19 protein-coding genes and 2 pseudogenes are annotated in these 20,963 nt (G+C 58.7%); 16 read left to right on the forward strand and 5 right to left on the reverse strand.

All coding sequences use genetic code 11. The features are described from left to right. Nucleotides 1–240: 240 nt before the first annotated feature. Nucleotides 241–726: a DUF3016 domain-containing protein gene (locus tag IB272_RS32750; RefSeq protein WP_063891190.1), complete on the forward strand. Its 486-nt coding sequence runs from the start codon at nucleotides 241–243 to the stop codon at nucleotides 724–726. Nucleotides 727–1,206: 480 nt separating this feature from the next. After that, nucleotides 1,207–2,104, forward strand: a pseudogene (locus IB272_RS32755) (AraC family transcriptional regulator). A gap of 39 nt (nucleotides 2,105–2,143) precedes the next feature. Here the strand turns inward: IB272_RS32755 and IB272_RS32760 are convergent. Beyond that, nucleotides 2,144–4,285: a TonB-dependent siderophore receptor gene (locus tag IB272_RS32760; RefSeq protein WP_192358766.1), complete on the reverse strand. Its 2,142-nt coding sequence runs from the start codon at nucleotides 4,283–4,285 to the stop codon at nucleotides 2,144–2,146. Between the two features lie 297 nt (nucleotides 4,286–4,582). On the opposite strand from IB272_RS32760, the gene IB272_RS32765 reads away from it, so the two are divergent. From IB272_RS32765 to IB272_RS35230, 13 genes and pseudogenes are all read left to right on the forward strand, one after another. Then, nucleotides 4,583–5,578 carry an iron-siderophore ABC transporter substrate-binding protein gene (locus tag IB272_RS32765; RefSeq protein WP_060520245.1) on the forward strand — a complete coding sequence of 332 codons (996 nt, stop codon included), beginning with the start codon at nucleotides 4,583–4,585 and terminating at the stop codon, nucleotides 5,576–5,578. Nucleotides 5,579–5,609: 31 nt separating this feature from the next. After that, nucleotides 5,610–6,545 (forward strand): iron ABC transporter permease, encoded by a 936-nt coding sequence (locus IB272_RS32770; protein ID WP_210339552.1) that lies wholly within the window; start codon nucleotides 5,610–5,612, stop codon nucleotides 6,543–6,545. Next, nucleotides 6,542–7,582, forward strand: a complete 1,041-nt coding sequence (locus tag IB272_RS32775) for an iron ABC transporter permease (protein WP_192358763.1) — start codon at nucleotides 6,542–6,544, stop codon at nucleotides 7,580–7,582. The genes IB272_RS32770 and IB272_RS32775 overlap by 4 nt, the downstream gene beginning before the upstream one ends. Next, nucleotides 7,579–8,418, forward strand: coding sequence for an ABC transporter ATP-binding protein (locus IB272_RS32780; protein WP_192445772.1), 840 nt, complete (start codon nucleotides 7,579–7,581; stop codon nucleotides 8,416–8,418). The genes IB272_RS32775 and IB272_RS32780 overlap by 4 nt, the downstream gene beginning before the upstream one ends. Continuing rightward, the gene (locus IB272_RS32785; RefSeq protein ID WP_113080028.1) at nucleotides 8,415–9,482 is read left to right on the forward strand and encodes a DUF2218 domain-containing protein; all 1,068 of its coding nucleotides are present in this window, start codon (nucleotides 8,415–8,417) and stop codon (nucleotides 9,480–9,482) included. Before IB272_RS32780 ends, IB272_RS32785 begins: the two co-directional genes overlap by 4 nt. Nucleotides 9,483–9,609: 127 nt before the next feature. After that, entirely contained in the window at nucleotides 9,610–10,524 is a 915-nt protein-coding gene (locus tag IB272_RS32790; RefSeq protein WP_113080029.1) for a hypothetical protein, read from the forward strand. Nucleotides 10,525–10,647: 123 nt separating this feature from the next. Further along, the gene (locus IB272_RS32795; RefSeq protein WP_110819467.1) at nucleotides 10,648–11,136 is read left to right on the forward strand and encodes a twin-arginine translocation pathway signal; all 489 of its coding nucleotides are present in this window, start codon (nucleotides 10,648–10,650) and stop codon (nucleotides 11,134–11,136) included. 10 nt (nucleotides 11,137–11,146) lie between these two features. Further along, nucleotides 11,147–11,755, forward strand: coding sequence for a ferric reductase-like transmembrane domain-containing protein (locus IB272_RS32800; RefSeq protein ID WP_246810501.1), 609 nt, complete (start codon nucleotides 11,147–11,149; stop codon nucleotides 11,753–11,755). A 378-nt stretch (nucleotides 11,756–12,133) separates the two neighbouring features. Further along, nucleotides 12,134–12,643, forward strand: a complete 510-nt coding sequence (locus tag IB272_RS32805) for a PTS sugar transporter subunit IIA (protein WP_060529277.1) — start codon at nucleotides 12,134–12,136, stop codon at nucleotides 12,641–12,643. A 179-nt stretch (nucleotides 12,644–12,822) separates the two neighbouring features. Next, on the forward strand, nucleotides 12,823–14,049 hold the full coding sequence (locus tag IB272_RS32810; RefSeq protein WP_246810502.1) for a cation:proton antiporter: 1,227 nt from the start codon (nucleotides 12,823–12,825) through the stop codon (nucleotides 14,047–14,049). Continuing rightward, on the forward strand, nucleotides 14,046–14,567 hold the full coding sequence (locus IB272_RS35225) for an NAD-binding protein (protein WP_348646838.1): 522 nt from the start codon (nucleotides 14,046–14,048) through the stop codon (nucleotides 14,565–14,567). Before IB272_RS32810 ends, IB272_RS35225 begins: the two co-directional genes overlap by 4 nt. 415 nt (nucleotides 14,568–14,982) lie before the next feature. Then, a complete protein-coding gene (locus IB272_RS35700) occupies nucleotides 14,983–15,144 on the forward strand; it encodes a Thivi_2564 family membrane protein (protein WP_089046019.1) in 162 nt (53 codons plus the stop codon). Between the two features lie 147 nt (nucleotides 15,145–15,291). Continuing rightward, nucleotides 15,292–15,469 (forward strand): annotated as a pseudogene (locus IB272_RS35230) (Na+/H+ antiporter NhaA); the annotation flags it as partial. A gap of 286 nt (nucleotides 15,470–15,755) precedes the next feature. On the opposite strand, the gene IB272_RS32815 reads toward IB272_RS35230, so the two are convergent. From IB272_RS32815 to IB272_RS35705, 3 genes are all read right to left on the reverse strand, one after another. Then, nucleotides 15,756–17,534: an SLC13 family permease gene (locus tag IB272_RS32815; protein ID WP_113080031.1), complete on the reverse strand. Its 1,779-nt coding sequence runs from the start codon at nucleotides 17,532–17,534 to the stop codon at nucleotides 15,756–15,758. A 164-nt stretch (nucleotides 17,535–17,698) separates the two neighbouring features. Further along, on the reverse strand, nucleotides 17,699–17,821 hold the full coding sequence (locus tag IB272_RS35480) for a hypothetical protein (RefSeq protein ID WP_029742645.1): 123 nt from the start codon (nucleotides 17,819–17,821) through the stop codon (nucleotides 17,699–17,701). 51 nt (nucleotides 17,822–17,872) lie between these two features. Next, nucleotides 17,873–18,172 (reverse strand): hypothetical protein, encoded by a 300-nt coding sequence (locus IB272_RS35705; RefSeq protein ID WP_348646839.1) that lies wholly within the window; start codon nucleotides 18,170–18,172, stop codon nucleotides 17,873–17,875. 873 nt (nucleotides 18,173–19,045) lie between these two features. Between IB272_RS35705 and IB272_RS32820 the strand changes: the two genes are divergently transcribed. Next, the gene (locus IB272_RS32820; RefSeq protein WP_113080032.1) at nucleotides 19,046–19,306 is read left to right on the forward strand and encodes a hypothetical protein; all 261 of its coding nucleotides are present in this window, start codon (nucleotides 19,046–19,048) and stop codon (nucleotides 19,304–19,306) included. A 234-nt stretch (nucleotides 19,307–19,540) separates the two neighbouring features. Here IB272_RS32820 and IB272_RS32825 read toward each other — a convergent pair whose 3' ends face one another. Next, nucleotides 19,541–20,278, reverse strand: a complete 738-nt coding sequence (locus IB272_RS32825) for an NYN domain-containing protein (RefSeq protein WP_034800491.1) — start codon at nucleotides 20,276–20,278, stop codon at nucleotides 19,541–19,543. Between the last annotated feature and the right edge of the window lie 685 nt (nucleotides 20,279–20,963).

The following is a 20,963-nucleotide window of genomic DNA, read 5'->3' on the forward strand; positions in this document are numbered from 1 at the left end:
TGTTCGTCTCGAGAGGTCGAACGGCGCCAGATCGCTTTCCCAACTTCGGGTTGTCAGTATGAGAGGGTGACGCGTCTTCAACGATGGGTCTGACGTCTTCGCAAAAGGTTTAGAGTTCGCGACCGGCGTGCCATCCCGGCGACGAAGCTTGCTTGCGTCCCACGATGACTGTTGCGCACTTTAGTGCCCTTGTGGAGAGGGGTTTTCGGCCTACGTTTTAAATGATCGATGGAGGCTGACATGCGCTTTGCAACCCGCTTTGCGTTTGCCGTAACTGTCGCATTGCTCCTTGGCAGCACCGCGTACGCGTCCGTATCCGTCGACTTCGTGCACCCGGAGAAATTCCGGGATCCCGATTTCCGCAGCTTCAGCGAGCGCAATCGCCTGATCTCCGAGTTTCGCGGCTATTTCGAGACGCTTGCGGGCCGCTGCTTGAAGAAGGGGCAGGCGCTTCGGATCGACGTCCTCGATGTCACGCTCGCCGGTCAGTACGAACCCTGGCGGCCCTATTTCGACGACGTGCGCATCCTTCGCGATTCAACCCCGCCGAGGTTCAAGCTTCGCTACAAGTTAACTGAAGGGGGACGGGTGCTGGCGCAGGGAGAAGAGGTGGTTAGTGACCTCAACTACCTCTGGACGTCGTCGGCCCGTACGGCGATGGAGCGACACCCCTATGAAAAGGAAATGCTGCGCGACTGGTTCTGCAAGCGTCTCGTTAAGCTTTAGCCTGCACGACACTGACGATGGATACGGGATGGTTGTCCCGGAGCACGTGCGTTCGGATGGTGAACTTGACTTGCGCCTTGTGCCTTGAAGACTGTCTCCCCTGCAGAGGTTCAAGATAAGTCTTGAATGTCTTGCGAAGGTTATCTTGCCGGCCGCGGAAAGTGTGGCGAAAACGTGTCCGCGCTGCGGACCATTGCCGGCACCCTCGTAGGACTGACGAGCGAACTTTCCGAATTGACGACGCTCTATGTCGATGAGCATCAGCGCATGCGGCGAGCTTTCGGCGGCGAAACTCGCGGGTCCCCCGACGGGGTGGACTCCTGTTCGGACATTAGACGAGCGTGGGAAGGTCGGCTTGCCACATCCAGGTAAATATGACAATTAGCGTCAACTTACAATCTGAGGTGACGGTGTCAGCAACAGTGCATTTCCCTGACCGTCAAGGCATCTGACACCTGAAGAGGAAGAGCTGATCGAAAAATGGGCTTCTGGCATTCAATGTCCTGGAGAACCGAAGGCATCCGGGTCACGGCACCAGTCCAATGGCGCCAGTATGATGGGATGGTCAGCGTTCTCTGGGAGGCGGAAAGCCAGGCCGGTGCCAGCGGCTATTACCTCGCGGACGATCCGCGTATCATGTTCTTCTTCAACGACGTCTCGCCGAACGTTCGCATCTCGAATCTGGACAACGATCTGACGAGGAATTCGCGCCCCATGGCGCGCGCCGTATGTTCCAGCCGGTATCCCCTTGTGGACGGGCAGCCGGAGGGCACACAGCTTCTCCCACCTCAACCTGCACCTCCATAAGGATCGGGTGTTGCGCTATCTGGCTCCATCGGTCGGGAGTTCTGTAGCGCAGTCGGCGTTGCGCCGCCCGGTCGAGCTTCAAAACGTGGCTGCAATCGACGCTCTGGCGAAACTGCTGGCCGACGAGATCAGGAACCCCTCCAAGCATGAAGTCTATGCCGAAAGCCTGATAGGAAGCATCGTCGCCGGGCTTCTGGATATTCCGGCCAATCGTGAGGAAAGGGCCGACGGCAGGCTGACGCAGGCGCAGATGAACCGGCTCGTCTCGCATGTCGACGCGCTTGGTGACTATCGCATGTCGGTCGCCGATATGGCTGCGGTCGTCGGTCTATCGGAAAGCTGGTTTGCAAATGTCTTCAAGCAAACAACCGGTACCACTCCATGGCAGTGGCAGCTTTCAAAGCGTATCGAGCTATCGAAGCAGTTGCTCGGTGAAAGTGATCTTCCGGTCGCCAGTATCGCCGCCCAGCTCGGCTTTTCCGATCAGGCACATCTGACGAAAGTCTTCCGCCAGATCGTTGGCGAAACGCCGGCGGCTTGGCGGCGGATGCAGCAATTCCGGCAATCGTGAGGATCCCGCCCGGCATATCTCCGGCGGGATGACCCATGTCTACCAAGTCTGGCGCAGCGTCGCGAGTATGCTGCGTCCCGGATTGTAGTACACCGCGCCGGTGTCCTTGCTCGCCACGTGTTTCTCGTCGAACACATTGTTGACGTTCAGCTGGAATGTCGTGTTTTCCTGGACCTTGTAGGTGAAGGCCGCGTCGAACACGACTGCGCTGTCCGATGACGTCGTGTTGGTGATGTTGGTGTAGTAGGCGTCCGTAAAGCGAGCCCCGAGCCCGAACATCATGTCGCCGCGCGCACCTTCGCCTTCCAGCGTGTAGGTACCCCACACCGAAGCGATGTTTTTGGGAACGCGCATCAGGCGGTTGCCGTCATTGGCGCCGCCGGGTTCTTCGATCTTGGAATCGATGTAGCTATAGGCGGCAATCACGCTGATGTTGTCTGTCACCTCCGCCTTGGCTTCGAGTTCGAAACCGCGATGTCGGACCTTGTCGACCGTTTGCGGCAGATAGGTGACCTGGTCGAAGACGGTGATGTTGCCCTTCGTCAGATCGTAGACGGATGCGGTGAACAAGGCCGGAAATGCGTCCGGGCGATACTTGATGCCAACCTCATACTGCTTTCCCGTTGTCGGATCGCTGCCCACAGCGGGCGGTGCCGCCGACTCGGCGTAGCTGATATAGGGGGCCAGCTCCTCGGTGATCTTGTAGCTCGCACCAACGCGCGTTGTGAATTCGCTATGGTTGCCACTCCGTGCGGTTCCTGCAAGCAGGTTTGTCTCGCTGAGATCCAGCCAATCGTTGCGCAAGCCGACGCTGACCGTCAGCTTGTCGAAGAAGGTCAAGTCCTGCTGTAGATAGATGGCGTTGGTCTGCTGGTCGTTGTTCGTCTTGGCATAGGGGGACATCGCGCCAGGACCACCGGAATAAACAGGGTTTTCCCAATCGATCGACGGTGCGGGCGTATAGAAATTGGCGCTGTCCGCAGAGTACTTGTTGTAGTCGGCGCCGAATAGAGTGCGGCTCTCGACATTGTCGAAACCTGCCTCGTACATGAGGTGTGCGTCGATTACGAATTGTTCGGTCGATTTGTCGTTTCCGAAGAAATAGCGGCCGGCCACGGTCGACCCGTTCGTCGGTGTGCTGCCGATATAGGCGCTGCCGAACCCGTCGTTCAGGTTGCTGTAGCGCGCATTCGAGCTGAAACTGAGGCCATTGCCGAAATCGTGGTCGAAGAGGACACTATAGGTGTTGCGGTTCGTTTCGGTGAAATAATAGTCCGGCTCGCCGAAAAACATGTCCCTGTCGAAATCGGTACCGAGCGGATGGCCGCCGCTGCCGGGCACGCCATCCTTGTCGAGATGATCGAAGACAAATGTCAGGCTCGTGGCGTCGGTGGGGCGCCAGGTCAGGCCACCCATGATGAAGTTCTCGTCATCCTGCGAATAGTCGTACTCAGCATCCGAGCGCTGGAACTTGCCGGTCAGGCGATAGGACAGTGTGTCGTCCGCGGTGAGGTTGTCACCGAAATCGAAACCCAGTTCCTTATGCGCGAACGAGCCGCCCGTGCCGTAGACCTCACCGAAACGATCGCTCTTCGGTGTCTTCGTGACATAGTTGACCGATCCGCCCGGCTCCGCCGCTCCGAAGCTCGAGGAACTCGCGCCTTTCAACACCTCGATGCGTTCGAACGCGTAGGGTTCTTCCCGAACCCCGGCAAAAGTTCTGCCGATGGCCAGGCCGTCGCGATAAGTGTACGGCGTGAAACCGCGAATGTCGAAATAGTCGAAGCGGTCGTCAGAACCATAAAAGTCGGTCACCACGCCGGCCGTATACTGCACGACCTGCTCGACCGTGTCTGCGCCGCGCTCTTCAATTTCCTTTGAGGTAATGACGGAAACCGAGGCGGGCGCGACAAGGATATCGGTCGGCATCTTGCCGACGCCGGTGGTTTCCGTGGCGACGATCGATTTCGAATCGCCATCGGTGTTCAGCACGCTGCCGCCTCTCCTCACTTCGGCGACAATCTTCTCCAGCGTCGTTGCACCGCCTTGCGTGTCTGCCTCCTGTGCAAACGACAGGGCAGGCGCCAAGGCAAAGAGTGTCGTGCAACCAAGGAGAAGCGCGTTGCGGTAGCGGATCGGCGCCTGCTTCGGGCTGCGGCTTATCTGAATATCCATGTCCATTTTCCAATTGACGTAAACGCGGAAGCGATTGGCCCCATGAATGCCGTTGGAGGACGCCGAGCTGCATCGCGTCTTCCCGTCCGGTGGCGCCGGACGTCCCCGTCTTGAAGTCGTTGTCCCACATTGCCGCTATTAACTGGAGCGCTTTTGTCCAGTATTGTATATTTCCCTGGTTTTGTACGATCCTCCGGGAATCTCCGCGCACTTTCAGAAGATCGGCTGCTTTGACGTTGACGTCGGGTAATTAAGCTGAGACTTGGGGTCAACTTTTAATATCGGATGGAGTGGAGTGGGGCGATGAAGCTAGTTCGTTTCGCCGTGTTGGCGATGATCGCCCTTTGCTGGCCCGGCAGGCACGACCTTGCGTTCGCTGCCGAGAGCGCGACTTATCCCATCACGATTAAGCACGCCTTCGGCACGACCGTCCTGGAAAAGAAGCCGGAGCGGGTCGCAACCGTTGCCTGGGCGAACCACGAAGTACCGCTGGCTCTTGGCATCGTTCCGGTCGGCATGGCGCGGGCCAACTTCGGTGACGATGACGGTGATGGCATTCTGCCATGGGTGGCCGCACGGCTGGACGAGCTCAAGGCTGAAAAACCGGTGCTTTTCGATGAGGGCGATGGCATCGATTTCGAGGCGGTCGCCGCCACGCGACCGGACGTGATCTTGGCGGCCTATTCCGGTCTTAGCCAGGCGGACTATGACACCTTGAGCCAGATTGCACCTGTCATCGCTTATCCGGAGGCTCCTTGGTCAACCGACTGGCGCGAGACGATCCGGTTAAACAGCGCGGGGCTCGGCATGGCTGCTGAAGGGCAAGCGCTGATCGCCAGCATTGAAGCAGACATTGCCCAAACGCTTGGCGGTCATCCGGAACTCAAGGGCAAAACGGCGATGTTCATCACGCATCTGAGCTCCTGGGACCTCAGCACCGTCAATTTTTACACGACCAACGATACGCGCGTCCGGTTCTTCGCAGATCTTGGGCTGGCGTCGCCGAAAAGCGTGGTGCAGGCGTCGCAGCCTGGAAAGTTCTCAGGTTCGGTCAGCGCCGAAGAGATCGATGCCTTCGACGATGTCGATATTCTCGTGACCTACGGCGACGGAATGCTATTCGATGCTTTGAAAGCCAACGCGCTGATGCTGCACATGCCTGCCGTTGCACGAGATTCGATCGTGATGCTCGGCAACAACGCGGTCGGCAATGCCGCCAATCCCACGCCTCTGTCGATCAGTTGGGTCCTGAAGGACTACGTGAAGCTGCTGAGCGAGGCAGCCAAGAAGGCGAAATGAAGGCAGGGATCGTCAAGATATCGGACCGGCGTTGGTCGCCTCTGTCACGGTCGGTACGCGCTATGTCGGGTGGGGAGATATCCTCGCGGCGCTGGCCGGAGCGCAAGACAATATCGGTCGTGCATCAGTCGCCTTGCGCATCCCTCGGACCTTGCTGGCACTGTTGGCCGGCGGTGCCCTCGGCCTGGCCGGAGCGATCATGCAAGGCGTGACCCGCAATCCGCTTGCCGACCCTGGCATCCTCGGGGTCAACATGGGCGCGTCTCTTGCTGTCGTCGTCGGCGTCGCGTGGTTCGGGATGTCGTCGCTCTATGCGTATATCTGGGTGGCGATCCTGGGTGCCGGGTCCGCCGCGATCTTCGTCTACACCATAGGTTCGCTCGGCAGGGGCGGCGCAACACCTCTCAAGATGGCGCTCGCGGGTGCGGCAACGTCGGTCGCGTTTGCGTCCTTGGTTATCGCCATCGTTTTGTCCCGTGGCGACATCGCGGGCGGTGTTCATTCCTGGCAGATTGGTGGTGTCGGTGGCGCGACTTACGATCGCATCCTTCCCGTCTTGCCGTTTCTGCTCACAGGTTTCCTGATCAGCCTGTTGTCGGCCAGAAAACTCAACTCTCTTGCGCTCGGCGACGAGCTTGCAACCGGCCTTGGTGAAAGCGTTGCAACCGCACGCGCCGTCGCCTCCATCGGCGCCATCCTTCTGTGTGGCGCCACGACCGCCGTGTGCGGGCCGATCGGCTTTCTCGGCCTGGTCGTGCCGCATGCCTGCCGCATGCTGATCGGCGTCGACCATCGATGGCTGCTGCCTTTTTCGGCGCTTGCAGGCGCGTGCCTCCTGCTTGCTGCGGATGTTGTCGGGCGCACCGTCGCGCGCCCCTCGGAGATCGACGTCGGCATCGTCACCGCGCTGATCGGTGCGCCTTTCTTCATCTGGATCGTCCGGCGCCAGCGCGTGAGGGAACTGTGACAACTTCCTCGTCCACCCCCGATGTCGTCATCGCACACCGTCGCAAGCGCGTGCGCAGGCATGCGTTCATTCTTGCCGTGTTGCTGGCCCTGGTCGTAGCGATCTTCTCCGTCACCCTGTCGGTTGGGCAATCCATCACACCCCCCGGCGATGTCTTGCGGGTGTTGATGGGGGAAGCGGTTCCTGGCGTATCCTTCACGGTGGGACAACTGAGGTTGCCGCGCGCGGTGATGTCGGTTCTTGCAGGCTTGTGCTTCGGACTGGGCGGCGTTGCGTTTCAGGTCATGTTACGCAATCCGCTCGCTAGCCCGGATATCATTGGGATCAGTTCCGGGGCGGGGGCGGCTGCCGTTTTCGCCATTGTCGTCCTGTCGGTGAACGGACCAATGGTCTCGGTCATCGCCGTTGTCGCGGGCCTCGGGGTTGCTCTGCTCGTCTATGGCCTTTCCTTCAAGCACGGCGTCGCCGGTACCCGGCTGATCCTCGTCGGTATTGGCGTCTCCGCCATGCTTCAAAGTGTCATCGCCTACATTTTGCAGTCAGCACCGGCCTGGAACTTGCAGGAAGCGATGCGTTGGCTGACCGGCAGCGTCAACGGGGCTCAGCTTGGCCAGGCGCTGCCGCTCCTGCTCGCCCTCCTCTTCTTCGGCGGGCTACTGCTCGTTAGCGGTCGCGATCTTGAGACGCTGCGCCTTGGCGACGAAATGGCGGCCGCCCTTGGAACGAGGGTGTCGCGGACGCGGATGCTGGTGATTGTAGCTGCGGTCGGCCTGATCGCGTCGGCGACCGCCGCGACGGGGCCCATTGCTTTCGTCGCGTTCCTGTCAGGACCGATCGCCGGCCGGATCGTACGAAACGACGGCTCGCTGCTGATACCGTCTGCGCTGACGGGCGCCGTTCTGGTGCTTACGGCCGACTATGTCGGTCAGCACCTTCTGCCGGGCCGCTACCCAGTTGGGGTCGTAATCGGAGCACTTGGAGCGCCTTACCTCCTTTACCTCATCGTTCGCATCAATCGGATCGGAGGGTCATTATGACCGATCATCTGCTCGTCGCCAGCGGATTGACGGCCGGCTACGACAACACCGAAATCCTGCGCGGGCTCGACCTTACCATTCCCCCGGGTAAGATCACGGTGATCGTTGGCGCCAATGCCTGTGGCAAGTCCACATTTCTTCGCACGCTCTCGCGATTGATCGCGCCCAGCGAAGGCCAGGTTCTGCTTGACGGCAAGTCCATCCACCGGACGCCGTCGCGCGAGCTCGCCCGCACACTGGGACTTCTGCCGCAATCGCCGATCGCCCCGGAAGGTATCACCGTGGCCGACCTCGTCAGCAGGGGACGGCATCCGCATCAAAGCCTGTTTTCTAGATGGACGCGACGGGACGACGAGGCGGTCGACAGCGCACTTGCGGTAACAAAGACAGTTGATCTTGCCGCACGGCCGATCGACGAGCTCTCAGGCGGCCAGAGGCAGCGCGTCTGGATTGCGATGGCCCTCGCACAGCAGACCGACATCCTGCTGCTCGATGAACCGACGACCTTTCTCGACATCAACCATCAGATCGAAGTGCTCGATCTGCTGACCGATCTCAACGGTACGCGTGGCACGACGGTCGTCATGGTGCTGCACGATCTCAACCTTGCTGCCCGCTATGCCGACTATCTCGTGGCGATCGCTGGTGGGCGTGTGCATGTTTCGGGCACGCCGGAAGAGGTGCTTACCGAAGAGACCGTACGGCAGGTTTTCGGGCTCGAAAGCCGCGTCATCAGTGACCCGACTTCAGGGCGGCCGATCATGCTACCGATCGGGCGACACCGGATGGTCGCCATCGGCGGCATGGGTGATGCATCACAAAGGGAGAGCGCATGAACGCGGCTAATTTCAAGCTGTCCGGTATAGCCGTCCCCGTCAGTCCGGCCGACATGCTGGAGGAGATCTGTGAGCATTTTGTCGAGCATGCCGAGGTCGAACGGAAAGACGACCTTGCGGTATTGCGAAGCAAGCTCGGCGTCGCCCGCATCAGGATTGAAAACGCACAGCTGCAGATCGAGCTCGACTGCCCGACGCGCGAAACGCTGCACATGAGCCGCACGATCCTGGCGGAACATCTTTTCTATTTTGCCGAAGACCAGCCGTTCGAATTGACCTGGTCGGAGCCAACTTCTCTGTCGGCGCTTCCGAACCTCCACGAGGTGACCGTCGTTTCCGCACACGATGTCACGCCGCATATGCGTCGCGTGATTTTTTCCTGCACCAATGTGACGCCTTTCGTGCATGGCGACATGCACGTCCGCCTGTTGGTGCCGCCGAAGGGCAAACCGCCGGCCTGGCCCGGCTTCCGGGAAGACGGCCGTATCGCTTGGCCGGAGGGTGAGAACGCGCTGCTTGTCCGGGTCTATACCATCCGCGCCGTCGATAGCGATCGGGGCGAGTTGTGGATCGATTTCCTGCAACACCCAGCTCCCGGCGTATCGACACCAGGTGCGGATTTTGCCCGCGACGCACGACCTGGTGATGTCGCCGCCCTGCTTGGTCCGGGCGCTGGCGGACTGCCGGAGGCGCGGTCCATTTTGCTGATCGGGGACGAGAGCGCGCTGCCAGCTATAGCGAGGATTGCGGCGGAGGCTCCTCCTGGAACCAATTTGCGTGCTATCATCGAGGTTGAGGACAAGGCGGAAGAGCAGCCGCTTCAAACCGATGGCGTGCTCAATGTGCAATGGTTGCACCGGGCGAGCTACCCGAACGGCGCCGCCGATGTTCTCGTGTCCGAGGCGAAAGCAGCAATTGAGGGGGCCGACGGCGAGACGTTTGTCTGGGTTGCCTGCGAAAAGACGGATGTACGAACGATCAAGACATTTCTCAAAGCGCGGAAACATGATCGCAGGATGATGTATGTTGCCTGGTACTGGGAACGCGATGTGAACAACGCATGACGTACTGATGGGAACCCTGTTCTTTCCGCGGGCGAAGGATCTCCGGCGCGACTGGTAACCATCCCACAATGCGTCGCCTGCAGCTTGAGAACAGACACGCAAGGTCGTTTCGAAGGAGCTATCGGCCGTGATCAAGCTTGAGAAGGTGCGCGATCTCGACATCGATGTGGGCTCGGCTTCCCGTTCCTTGCACCTAAGTGCTGCAAGCGGGCTGCAATGCCTGGGTGCGGCGCTCTATGTGATCGCGGACGACGAACTTCACCTTGGAGTGTTCCCGGTTGCTGGCTCAGGTCGAGGTCGCTTGATCCGTCTGTTTGACGGCGAACTGCCCGAGACGAAGGGCGACCGCAAGAAACGCAAGCCCGATTTGGAAGCGCTGACCGTTCTCCCGCCTTTCTGCGACCTTTCGTATGGGGCGCTCTTTGCGATCGGTTCTGGATCGCGGCCCAATCGTAAAAAAGGCGTTCTGCTCGGTCTCGATGCGCAGAGCGCCATCTCCACACCTCCCAAAAACGTTGATCTCTCATTCATTCTCGATCCGCTCGCGGGGGAATTTGGCGAGCTCAACATCGAAGGCGCAGTGGTTGTCGGTGAAGAACTTCTCTTGCTTCAGCGCGGCAACAAGCACCGCAATGACAATGCCATCGCTCGCTACCCGCTGCGTGCGGTGCTCAACGCGCTTTCGAACGATCAAGTTGATCCGCTGGGGCCCTCAGCGGTCGATCGCTTAGATCTGGGCGCCATCCAGGGAACGCCCTTCGGTTTTACGGATGCGGCAGCCTTGCCCAATGGAGACATGGTCTTCAGTGCCGTGGCCGAGAATACGGAGAACGCCTATCTTGACGGTCCGTGTCTTGGTGCGGGCATTGGAATTGTCGACGAGCGAGGCATGCTTGTTGCCTTTGAACTACTCGAATACCCGCACAAGATAGAGGGCATACATGCCACCGAGGGCGACGGGGCTGTGGAACTTCTTCTTGTGACGGATGCCGACAACCCCGATATCCCTGCGGGCCTGTTTTCAACACAGATCGCCCGGTAGTTGGCTGACGCTCTCGCCATCACGAAACCGTGCCCTCATTTGTTCGCCGCCTCGATTGGTCGGCGACCGAAAAGGCGCTAAGTTTCCACTCCGTTCATCATCGAATTCGGGAAGGAGATCGGAATGTCTGGCATCCGTTTCGAGCGCCGAACCTTGCTTGCCGCTGGCGCTGCATTTGCTGTGGCAGGGCTTGCAAGCCTCAAGTTGCCTGCCCGTGCCGCGGGGCTTGCCGCGACCCCCTCGATGCGCGGGGGAGCCAACAACTACATGCCCGGTGCTCCGATCGTCGAGCGCATCGGGGGCGGCGGCTTCTGGATGTCGGGCACGGTGCGTCGGGCCGGCGACGGCACCCCTCTGGCGGGCCAGCGCATCCAAATTTGGGCGCATACCACCGAAGGCAGCGAACGCGACTGGCACAGTCACGGGGCGACGCTGACCGACGCCAACGGCGCGTTCCGGCTTGAAATGCCGCAGATCGTGCCGGCGCTCGGCCAGGCACATGCGCACCTCACCTATGACAGCGGCGAGTACGAGACCGTTTTTCTTCGGCCTTTGCTATCTAGTCCGAAGGACACCAGCCTCGAGGCACATTTCGTCTTGCAGCCGGCCTGAGCTCGCTTTGTTGCACTTGGCCCGCCCTCTGCTGATCTGGACCGGCCTGGCGTTTGCGATCATCATGCCGATGACTTTTGCCGCGACGAGCGAATATCTGGCCTCGCGCGACCCGGTCTATATCGCGGCCGGCTTTGCCGGCGTGGTGGCGCTCTGCCTCGCGCTGGTGCAGCCGCTGCTCGCGGGCGGCTGGCTTCCCGGCCTCCACTTGCTGCGCGGACGGCGGGCCCACCGCGCGGTGGGCGTCATCCTGATCGCGGCGGTTGTCGTTCACGTCGTGGGCCTGTGGATCACTAGTCCACCCGATATAGTTGACGCGCTGCTGTTGCGCTCGCCGACACCGTTTTCTGTCTTCGGTGTCGGCGCCATGTGGGCACTTTTCGCCGCCGCATTGTTCGCTGCGCTCCGGCGTCGCTTCTCGGCGCATGTCTGGCGGGTGGGCCATAAGAGCCTCGTCAGCGTCGTCGTTTTTGGCGGCGCCGTCCACGCTCTCTTGGTCGAGGGCACGATGGAGACGACATCGAAGGCCGTGCTTTGCGCTCTGGCGATTGCCGCAACCTTGGCCGCGGTGGCAGCCTCCGGGCGGCGCGCAAAACGGCATGCTCTCGGCAAGAAATGAGCGTCTGGAACCCGGACGTCGTAGGATCGAATGCTCGTGTCGTCGGACTTGGGAATCGCTTATCGCGGACGATTGCTGTCGTGGCAAGCGACTGCGACTTTGTGTTGGAAGGCTTGCCGCGGCGCATGGACAAGCTGCGGGTTGAAATGGCGGCCATTGCAATGGCGTTGAGCGCTGGGGGACGAATAAACACCTGATGCCGACCGACCAACCGAAGTGTCGGCCGCGGTGTGCTAGTGTGTTCTGGTTTGCTGGTTCCCGATCGAATGCAGCGCCATAGCTTGAAATCGGAGGGACGAGGCACCAGTTCAATTTTGGGCCATAGGGAATGAAACCAGCCCGATCTTTGCCCGGCAAGAGAGAAGCGGTGAAGAAAAGATGAATGGTAAAGACCTCCGCTTTGAAGATGACTTGATGCTCGGCGTGCCGGCGAGGGGCGGGCGGGCGGCTCTCCAAGCTATTTCATCTCACCTGGCGCAGCGCACGCGCGTCCCACCCGATGTCATTTTAGATGGCCTGCTTGAACGGGAAGCTCTTGGTTCCACGGGTTTCGGGCAAGGCTTTGCCTTGCCGCACGCGTTTATTCCGGGTTTGGTAGCTCCGACCAAAGTCCTTGTTACCCTGCGCGAACCGATCGAGTTCAACGCACCTGACGACGAACCAGTCGATATATTGCTCGCGGTGATATGGCCCCACGGCCAACATGACGGCTTCTTGCAGTTCCTCTCCAAGCTTTGTCGTGTCTTTCGCTCAAGGAAGCTGTTGGCCGCCCTACGAGGGGTACGATCTGAAGCAGAGGCCTTAATCGTGATTTCGGCGAGCGCTTCTAAAGCTGCTCTAAATGCACAAAGCTCTGTTACGGCCTCATACGGCCCGCTCGTGCGGTAGATGACCTGCTAACGTCACGAAACCATTCGTCTGGGCACGGAGCTGTCGCAGCGCCAGTCTTGGATACCACACTGGGGACATCCCTCTGAAAATGAGAGTAGGATCCTTCAGTGGAGGAAAAGAGATGCAAGTCGGCTTGTATGAGCCCGTCACTCTGAGCCAAGGGGTGTGAGCTATCGATGACACCAGGACCAGAAAATTACAAAGAGCTTCTGCTTTTTCTGACGACGGCCGGCGTCATTGTACCACTGTTTGGGCGATTGAAAGTGAGCCCGGTTTTTGGTTTTCTCGCAGCCGGCATCCTGCTTGGTCCATTCGGTCTTGGAGCGCTCGTTGGAGATTGGCCGTGGCTCTCGGCAATCTCTATCACTGACGCTGGGCAGATCGCGCATCTTGCGGAGTTCGGCGTGGCGTTCCTGCTTTTTATGATCGCGCTCGAGCTGTCGTGGAGCCGTCTTCTGCTCATGCGCAAACTCGTCTTCGGATTGGGTGGCTTGCAGGTTCTCACCGCGACAGGCATCCTCGCGGCGATTGCGGGCTTGCTGGGCCAGACACCGGCTTCAGCGGTGGTGCTGGGCAGTGCGCTCGCCATGTCGTCGACGGCGATCATCATACCGTCGCTTGTTGAGCGCAGACTGCTGAACACGACGGTTGGACGGGCCAGTTTCGCCGTACTGCTCTTCCAGGATCTCGCGGTGGCGCCTCTTTTGTTCATGGTGACGATTTTGGGCACACGTGGGGGGACGGGGCTCGGTGCCGGCCTGTTGTATGCTCTGGCGCCAGCCGTTGTAGCGCTTTTCGCGATGGCGGGCCTCGGTCGCCTCATTCTGCGCCCTTTGTTCAAGCTGGTCGCAACGACAAAAAGTAACGAATTGTTCGTCGCTGCATGCCTGTTGGTCGTAGTTGGCTCCGGTCTAATCACAGCCCTCAGTGGTCAGTCGATGGCGCTGGGTGCTTTCGTTGCGGGTCTCTTGCTCGCTGAAACCGAGTATCGTCGTCAGGTCGAGGTTACCATCCAACCGTTCCAGGGACTTTTGCTTGGGCTTTTCTTCGTCTCCGTGGGAGCTCGCCTGGATCTATCCGAGATCATTGCCAACCCTGTCGTCACCCTTGGCGTCGCCATCGGCCTTTTTGCCACAAAGGCTCTCACCCTTTTTCCCATCGCGCGCCTATCAGGACTAACGACCCGCAATGCCGGCGAGGTCGCGCTTGTATTGGGACCTGGTGGCGAGTTCGCATTGATCCTTATCGGTGCTGCTGTGGCCGGCAATGTGGTCCCTGGTGCCGTTGCCGCCACTGCCACGGTTGCGGCAACCTTAACGATGATCGGCGTTCCCTTGCTGGTGCGACTGCTAGACCGCGACCGGGCAAAACGCCTGAGCATGACGACGGCTTGGAGCGTGTGATCGTGGTTGGATATGGACGTGTCGGGCAACTGGTCGCTGAGATGCTCACGCGACATGGGTTGAGGTTCCTGGCGGTCGACGCCGATCCCGTGCTTGTCGGCAAGGAGCGAGGGCGCGGCACCACGATCTATTATGGCGACGCCACCCGAACCGAGTTGCTTCGACGCTGCGGAATCCAGAGTGCTCGCGCGCTTGTTGTGACCTTGGACGATGCCGAGGCAGTGGCGTCTATCGTCTCTTCTGCAAGATCCGAGCGGGCGGATCTCACTATTGTCGCGCGCGCACGAGATGCGGTGCACGCAACTGAATTATACGAGCTCAAAGTGACAGATGCGGTGCCAGAAACCATCGAAGCCAGCCTCCAGTTGTCGCAGGCGGTGCTCGTTGGCATCGGCATTCCCATGGGGCCAGTGATAGCCTCCATTCATGAACGTCGGGATGAGTTTCGCAGGATGCTACAGCCAGAGGACAGTTCTGGCAGGGAACGGCATGCGATCCGACCGCGAAAATTGACGTGATACGAAATCACTCCAAAGCACGGGGAAATGTTCCGGGGCTGCCATGGAAGAGCGGGTATCTCACACGTAGGGATAAGAATTGTCGAAGTCGGCTTATCGTCAGGCGGCGTGTATAAATTTGGTATTACTTGACCCCTTTTCGATCATCGATCTATATTAAAGCTGCTAGCGAAAACAAACCTTCGCGATTGTAGCTTACGTGGCATCAATAAGGTTAAGGTTCGGGTTTCTGCCGCTCGAAAGTTTCGAGTGCGTTGAAACCATGTGCTTCCTCTGATGTATGCCGATATCAATCTACGTAAGACTATTTAGACTGTGGGCCTAGATACTAAGAGCATCGCTGACGTTCTCTTTTTATCGGCGCATGATCGGTGTTGCGCTGCCGGCAGGCGGTTCCTTCGAAGGAAACCTGGGCATGTCCATCATAATTAGCGTCCTGGTCACGGCCCTTATCATCCCCTTGGTGCTGTATCTTGTGCAAAAACTTCCGATTGACTCGACGATGAAGCAGATGGCCCAGATCGTTGTTGTAGTCGTCGGCATAATTCTATTGCTCAGCTCTCTGGACGTATTCTGATCATTGCACTAGCTTGCCATTACTCGATCCAGACGACGGTTCGGCCAGGAGTTGCTCACTGCCCGCCTTTGCAACGAAATTGAAGCCGGTGTTATCGAGACTCTATTGTGAAGGTTGCCGCCCGCGCCGTGAAACTGCGTTTTTGGGGCCTGTCCAGACGAGCTAATATGGACGCTGTTGGCTGCCGGAAGCCTCCTCGCCGGGTTCGGCTTCACCATGGCTCTGTTCCTGCCGAGCTTCTGATTCCGTCAAGCTCGGCATTCCCAGCGCTTCCGTCATCTCTGCAGCCCTGGGTATCCTGGCGCTGAACTGGCTGATATCTCCTGGCAGTTGTCGTAGCTCGCTCCATCGGCGCCGCTCCGCGTTCTATTGTCTGGGTCGGCGATTGCCTGCCCTCAACTCGCGAGAGACGCGGCCGGGCATAGTAGCACCCCGTCTACGCGATGTTCGAACAGCCACCCCTCGAGTGCGGGAGTAAGACCGCATACATTCGGCTTAACTTGAAAAGCGGAATAATAATTCCGCGTCTGAGGTGCTCGTCTCCCGTGCCACCGGCAGACCTTAGGTGCCACCACGGTGAACCTGAAAATGGAATTGAAACAACGCTTGCGCTAAAGGGGCGGCCAAAACCACAGGATCAGAGGCACGCCCAGCACGACCACAATGAACGAGAGCGGCAGCCCCAACTTCCAATAGTCGCTGAAACGATAACCGCCGGGTCCCAACACCAAGGTGTTGCACTGGTGCCCAACAGGCGTAAGAAAATCACAAGCCGCCCCCACCGCGACTGCCATCAAAAAGGCGTCCGGATTGTAGCCAAGGCGCTGAGCAAGGGTGACAGCGATCGGCGCGACGACGAGAACGGTGGCTGCATTGTTCAGGAACGGTGTTGCGGCCATTGCGACCACCATGATCATTGCAAGGGCCCCATAGGGAGGCAACGTGGCAGCAAGTTGAGCGAGGCCGCCGGCGATTAGGTCGGCACCACCGGTCACACGGATCGACTCGCTGACCGGAATGAGAGCGCCCAACATTATCAGTATGGGCCAATCGACAGCCTCGTAAGCTTCCCGAAGCGAAAGTGAACCGAGCATTACCGTCAGCACGGCAGCCGTAAAGAAGGCCGTGGAGACGGGCAGCAGGCCGAATGCCGTTAGCATCATGGCACCAGCCAGGACCACCACCGGCATCAGGCCTTTTCGGGGGTTCCCCAAGCGGATTTCGCGTCCGACCAACGGAAGAAGTCCGAGTTCCATCAACCTGGTCGGGAGAAGCACGAGATCGCCCTTCAAAACGAGAACGTCGCCTGGTCTTAACACGATGTCGCGCAATCGATCAGTGAATCGTTCGCTGCTTCGGCTTACCGCGAGTAGATTGATATTGAAGCGATCATGCAGCGCCAAACGTTTGGCGGTTTGCCCGATCAAGACTGATTTCGGGCCGATCACTGCTTCAATTCCGGCAATCTCCTCATCGGCTCCCTTTGCTTCCGTCGGGCGGTCGTGCCCCTCAAGTTCCAAACGCGCACGACTGATGCCCCGTTCGAGCGCCTGAGGGTCTCCTTCCAACAGAACGATATCGCCTTGATGGAGAATGACCTCCGGCAGGGGCATCAGCGGTTCGACCCGATTGCGAATGAGGCCAGTGACCAGAACCTCCTCGTCCAACAAGATCGACAGGTGACGGATCGACTTGCCGATGACGGACGAAGTCGCAGTGATGCGGGCCTCTGTCATGTAGTCGTTAATGTTCAGCGCCTTCTCCATTGTCGCGGCCGCCTTGCGCTCCTTTGGAAGCAGCCGGTAACCAAACGCCAGAAAGATCACGCCCGCTGCGGCAAGCCCTATGCCGACGGGGGTGAAATCGAACATGTTGAAAGGGCGGCCCGTCAGTTCCTCGCGCATCCGGGAGACGACGATGTTTGGCGATGTTCCGATGAGAGTCGTGAGACCGCCAAGCAAGGAAGCGAACGCCATAGGCATGAGAAAAGACGACGGGGAGGCTTTCGACCGGCGCGCCATCTGGAATGCGACTGGGATCATCATCGCCAAAGCGCCGATGTTCTTGATGAAGATGGAGAGAACCGAGACAGTCGTCACGAGAATGACAACCTGACCCTGGACAGAGGTCACGCTTGGCGCCGCCCGATGGAGGAGTGCCTCTATGACGCCACTTCGCTCAATCGCGGCGCTGACGACCAGCGCGCTGGCTACAACGATGACAATGTCGTCGCCGAAGCCGGAAAACGCTGCCTTGTGGGGCACTATCCCGGTGAAAACTGCGGCAAGCAACGCGAGAACCGCAATGAGGTCGTAGCGGAGCCGTCCCCAAATGAAAGCGACCATCAGGCCGATCAGAATGGCGAAGGCGAAAGCCTGAGCCTGTGTCATGGATAAAGTCCCGACCAACTCTTCCCAATGCCGGGCCCATTTTACTCGCCTGAAAGAGCTAATGTCTGGATTGCTTACCAGCTTTTTTCAAAGGCGCGGCACCCCGAACGTCCATCCAGGACGTTTTCCAGCCTCGTAGCCCGGATGCACGCATGATCAGGCGACTACAGGATGCTTCCGAAGAGGACCGAATAGACAATCACTGCAATCGCCAGCGTAAACGCAAGCGATACCAACAGGCGCGTGAAGTCGTACGTAGAGAAGCGGGCGGGAATGAGGTTTTTCATAACGATCTCCTATGTTTCGTCGAGATTCCCAACGAGCCGCGTTACCGCGCTTCACGATAGTGCGCGACTGCAACTCGTGCTGACCTTGCTGACGACGTCAGCTGGAACTTGGATGTTGGCCATAATGCTCGCTACGAGTTCGTCACGCTTCGCACGATTGGCGTAGCCCTGAAGCGTTGCGAGATCCGTGCTGGTGGCAGTAGCCATTCGTCCAGCGGTGTCTGAACAGATGCCGGCAAAGGCGTCCACTCTGGCCGTTTCTGCCGCCAGATTGCTGGCAGTCGTAGTGGTGAGCCATCCCGCATTGAAGCCGATGATTGGGCTGAAGAAAAGCCCGACCACCAAACCAATGGCGTAGGGTTTTGCATGTTAAAGGATTTGTCCGAAGGTCATGGATTAATTCCCTTTAATCAGGTGATTATCGGGATCGTTGCGGGCCCGCGCTCCGACCAGGAGCCAATGGCAATCCAGATTTACTACAGTGCGCTTTAAAAGATTTAATGTAAACAACCAATTCAATTGTTCATTAAAAAGTACGTTTCAAATAATTATCGTGCATAAATTTGAGCCGAAAACGACCGCATATCGATTTATCAGTGCTCGTATATTTATAGAGTCTGGACGTATTTTTCGATAAAACAGATTAGCAATTAACAAACAAAGTAAAGACGTATTCAAGGCATAGAGAGTTTTGATTGCTTTTGGCGCAAGATTGGCTTTTTGCTTTACCAAACTTATCGATCTCGATTTCGCATATTCACCTGCGGCGCGCTGCGCAGTGATTGACGCCAAACGGCCCGATCTCGGCTGAATCTCGCCCACGTATGCCGCAGAAAAGGAGGGCAGCGTGTTGCCCGGACGAAACATCGAAAGTCCATTTCGACCGACCATTTTGGATGCTAGACCTCGGCGAGATAGTGGCACCTGGCGAATAGCCGCAATCTTGCCGTCACCCTAACCGTATCGGCAACGTTAAAGTGTCACCATCGATCCCGACCGGTCTGTCAGTGGGCCATAGAGATCGCGCAAATATTTCACCCCGTGCGGCGGAAACGATCCACATCGCCAAATCCGCTTCAGGTACATCTCGCCTCGGTATCGCATCCGCAATGATGAACTCGGCCACGAGCAAGAGAGCAACGAAAGACAATCCGCAGCCGATGAACAGGGCATGGCGGCCGATAGCAGAGCAGTGTCGCCAGTCGTGGTACATCGGCTGCCGCAATGAAAAGCAAACACGAAGAACACGCGTTCGTCATCAGCGCATGGGAATCCGAAGGGGGGGCGCCGAACAGGTCTGAACAGCTCGGTCAGTATGGTCGCCGTTTCGACGGAGACGGAACCTATTCGATTTATCACCTCTTCACGGGAAAGACCGCAGAAATAGGCACCTGGAAGATGGAAGGGCTCAGCCCTAAAAATGCAGCGCGAGCGCTGCGTATTCTCAATAGCCCCAAGCTGGCCGGCAGTCGCCTCCGCCCGTGAAGAAACATTCGCAGCGTGTGTTGATAGGAGGCGCTGCGGCCCGGCGTCTGCCCAGCATTCCATCGGCCGAAGCCCTACTACGTTCGGAGATCGCTATTCCATGCTCAGAGCCCGCTGCGGAGCCGATACCGCCGGTTGCACTCCCAGGCGTTACCGGAGCTCTGAACCCGGCGACGTCAACGGCTGACTATGTCGTCCGATGCGAGTATGTTGGAGGGCGTATGCCTGCAATCTTTACTGTGCCTTGGTACCTTGCTTCAGGCGAATGCTGACGGGCCGGCCCTCCGCATGCTGGACCTCGAACTTGTTTGTCTTTCGGATGAGGTCGCTGAGCTTTCGAAACCCGAAGGTACGCGGATCAAAGTCTGGTGCCAAGTTGAGCAGTTGCTTGCCAACAGTACCGAGGTTTACCCAACCTTCCTCGGTTTCTTCTTGGGCAAGAACTTTTTTTATCAACGGCACGGCGGCGCTCACCGGTTGCAAGGACTTTGCGGCTGATGCGGTATCCTGTTCGTCTTTCCCTGCGTCTGCGAGCAGGTTCTCAGTGTAGATGAATCGGCGGCAGGCCTGCCGGAAGCTCTCCGGAGTCTTTTGTTCGCCAAAGCCAAAAACGTCGATGCCCTGCTCGCGAATACGGGCGGCCAAACGCGTGAAATCGCTATCGGACGAAACGAGGCAGAAACCATCAAAACGACCACTATGCAGCAGGTCCATGGCGTCGATCACAAGCGTGATATCTGATGCGTTCTTGCCGGTAGTGTAGGCGAACTGCTGCTGGGGAATGATCGCGTGTTTCGCGAGCACATCCGCCCAGGCCTTGGAACGCGTGCCCGAGAAATCGCCGTAAATGCGGCGGACACTCGCTTCCCCGATCTTTGCCACCTCTTCGAACAACCCGTCGGCGATCTTTGCCGAGGTATTGTCAGCGTCGATAAGGACCGCCAGGCGTGGTGATCGAGGCTCGAACGGCATGCTTTGCTCCCCTTGTCCAATCATCAAAGCTTAGCAACCGCTTCGCCATAGCACTATCCGGCTTTCCAGCCAGCACTCTTTTTCACCCGCATCAACGCCATCAGCATCGGGCCGAGGGAGAATTCCCCCGCCGCGCTTTGCCGATCAGATCCCTGAGATAGCCGCCCGGCGAAACTGATATACCCCGCCCCAAGGGTGATCACGCTTACATTTATGGAGGCGTAGTCCGGCAATTGGACCTGGTCCTTTGGAGATGCGAAAGGTCATCGAAGATGATTGTGCGGCTCGACGGAGGGCCTATGGCGGCAAGCCGCTAAGAGAAGACGGGAAACGTCATGGGCGATGGTATCAACGGCGTCTGGCGTCGCGCCAAATAACACTTCTGAACAATGGCGAGCGGGTTTACCGTCGCCCACCGCTGGGGCCGGAACGAACGCGCATTTGGCGCGTTACATCCTACGTTGGAGTACGGCAGGAAATAGCATCGTCAATCATCCTGATCGACGATAACCAGGTACTCCCAAGAGGCCCCGATGGATATCACCACACTACTCATCATCGTTCTCGTTGTTCTCTTGCTGGGGGGCGGCTGGTACGGTCGCGGTCGCTGGTATTGAGCCGTTCGTCACGGGCGGGCACTCCCCTATCCTGGACTGATCGAATTTCTCGAAGCGATCCCTTTGAG

Origin of the sequence: Ensifer sp. ENS08 (assembly GCF_014852195.1) — a bacterium.
GTDB lineage: Bacteria > Pseudomonadota > Alphaproteobacteria > Rhizobiales > Rhizobiaceae > Ensifer > Ensifer adhaerens.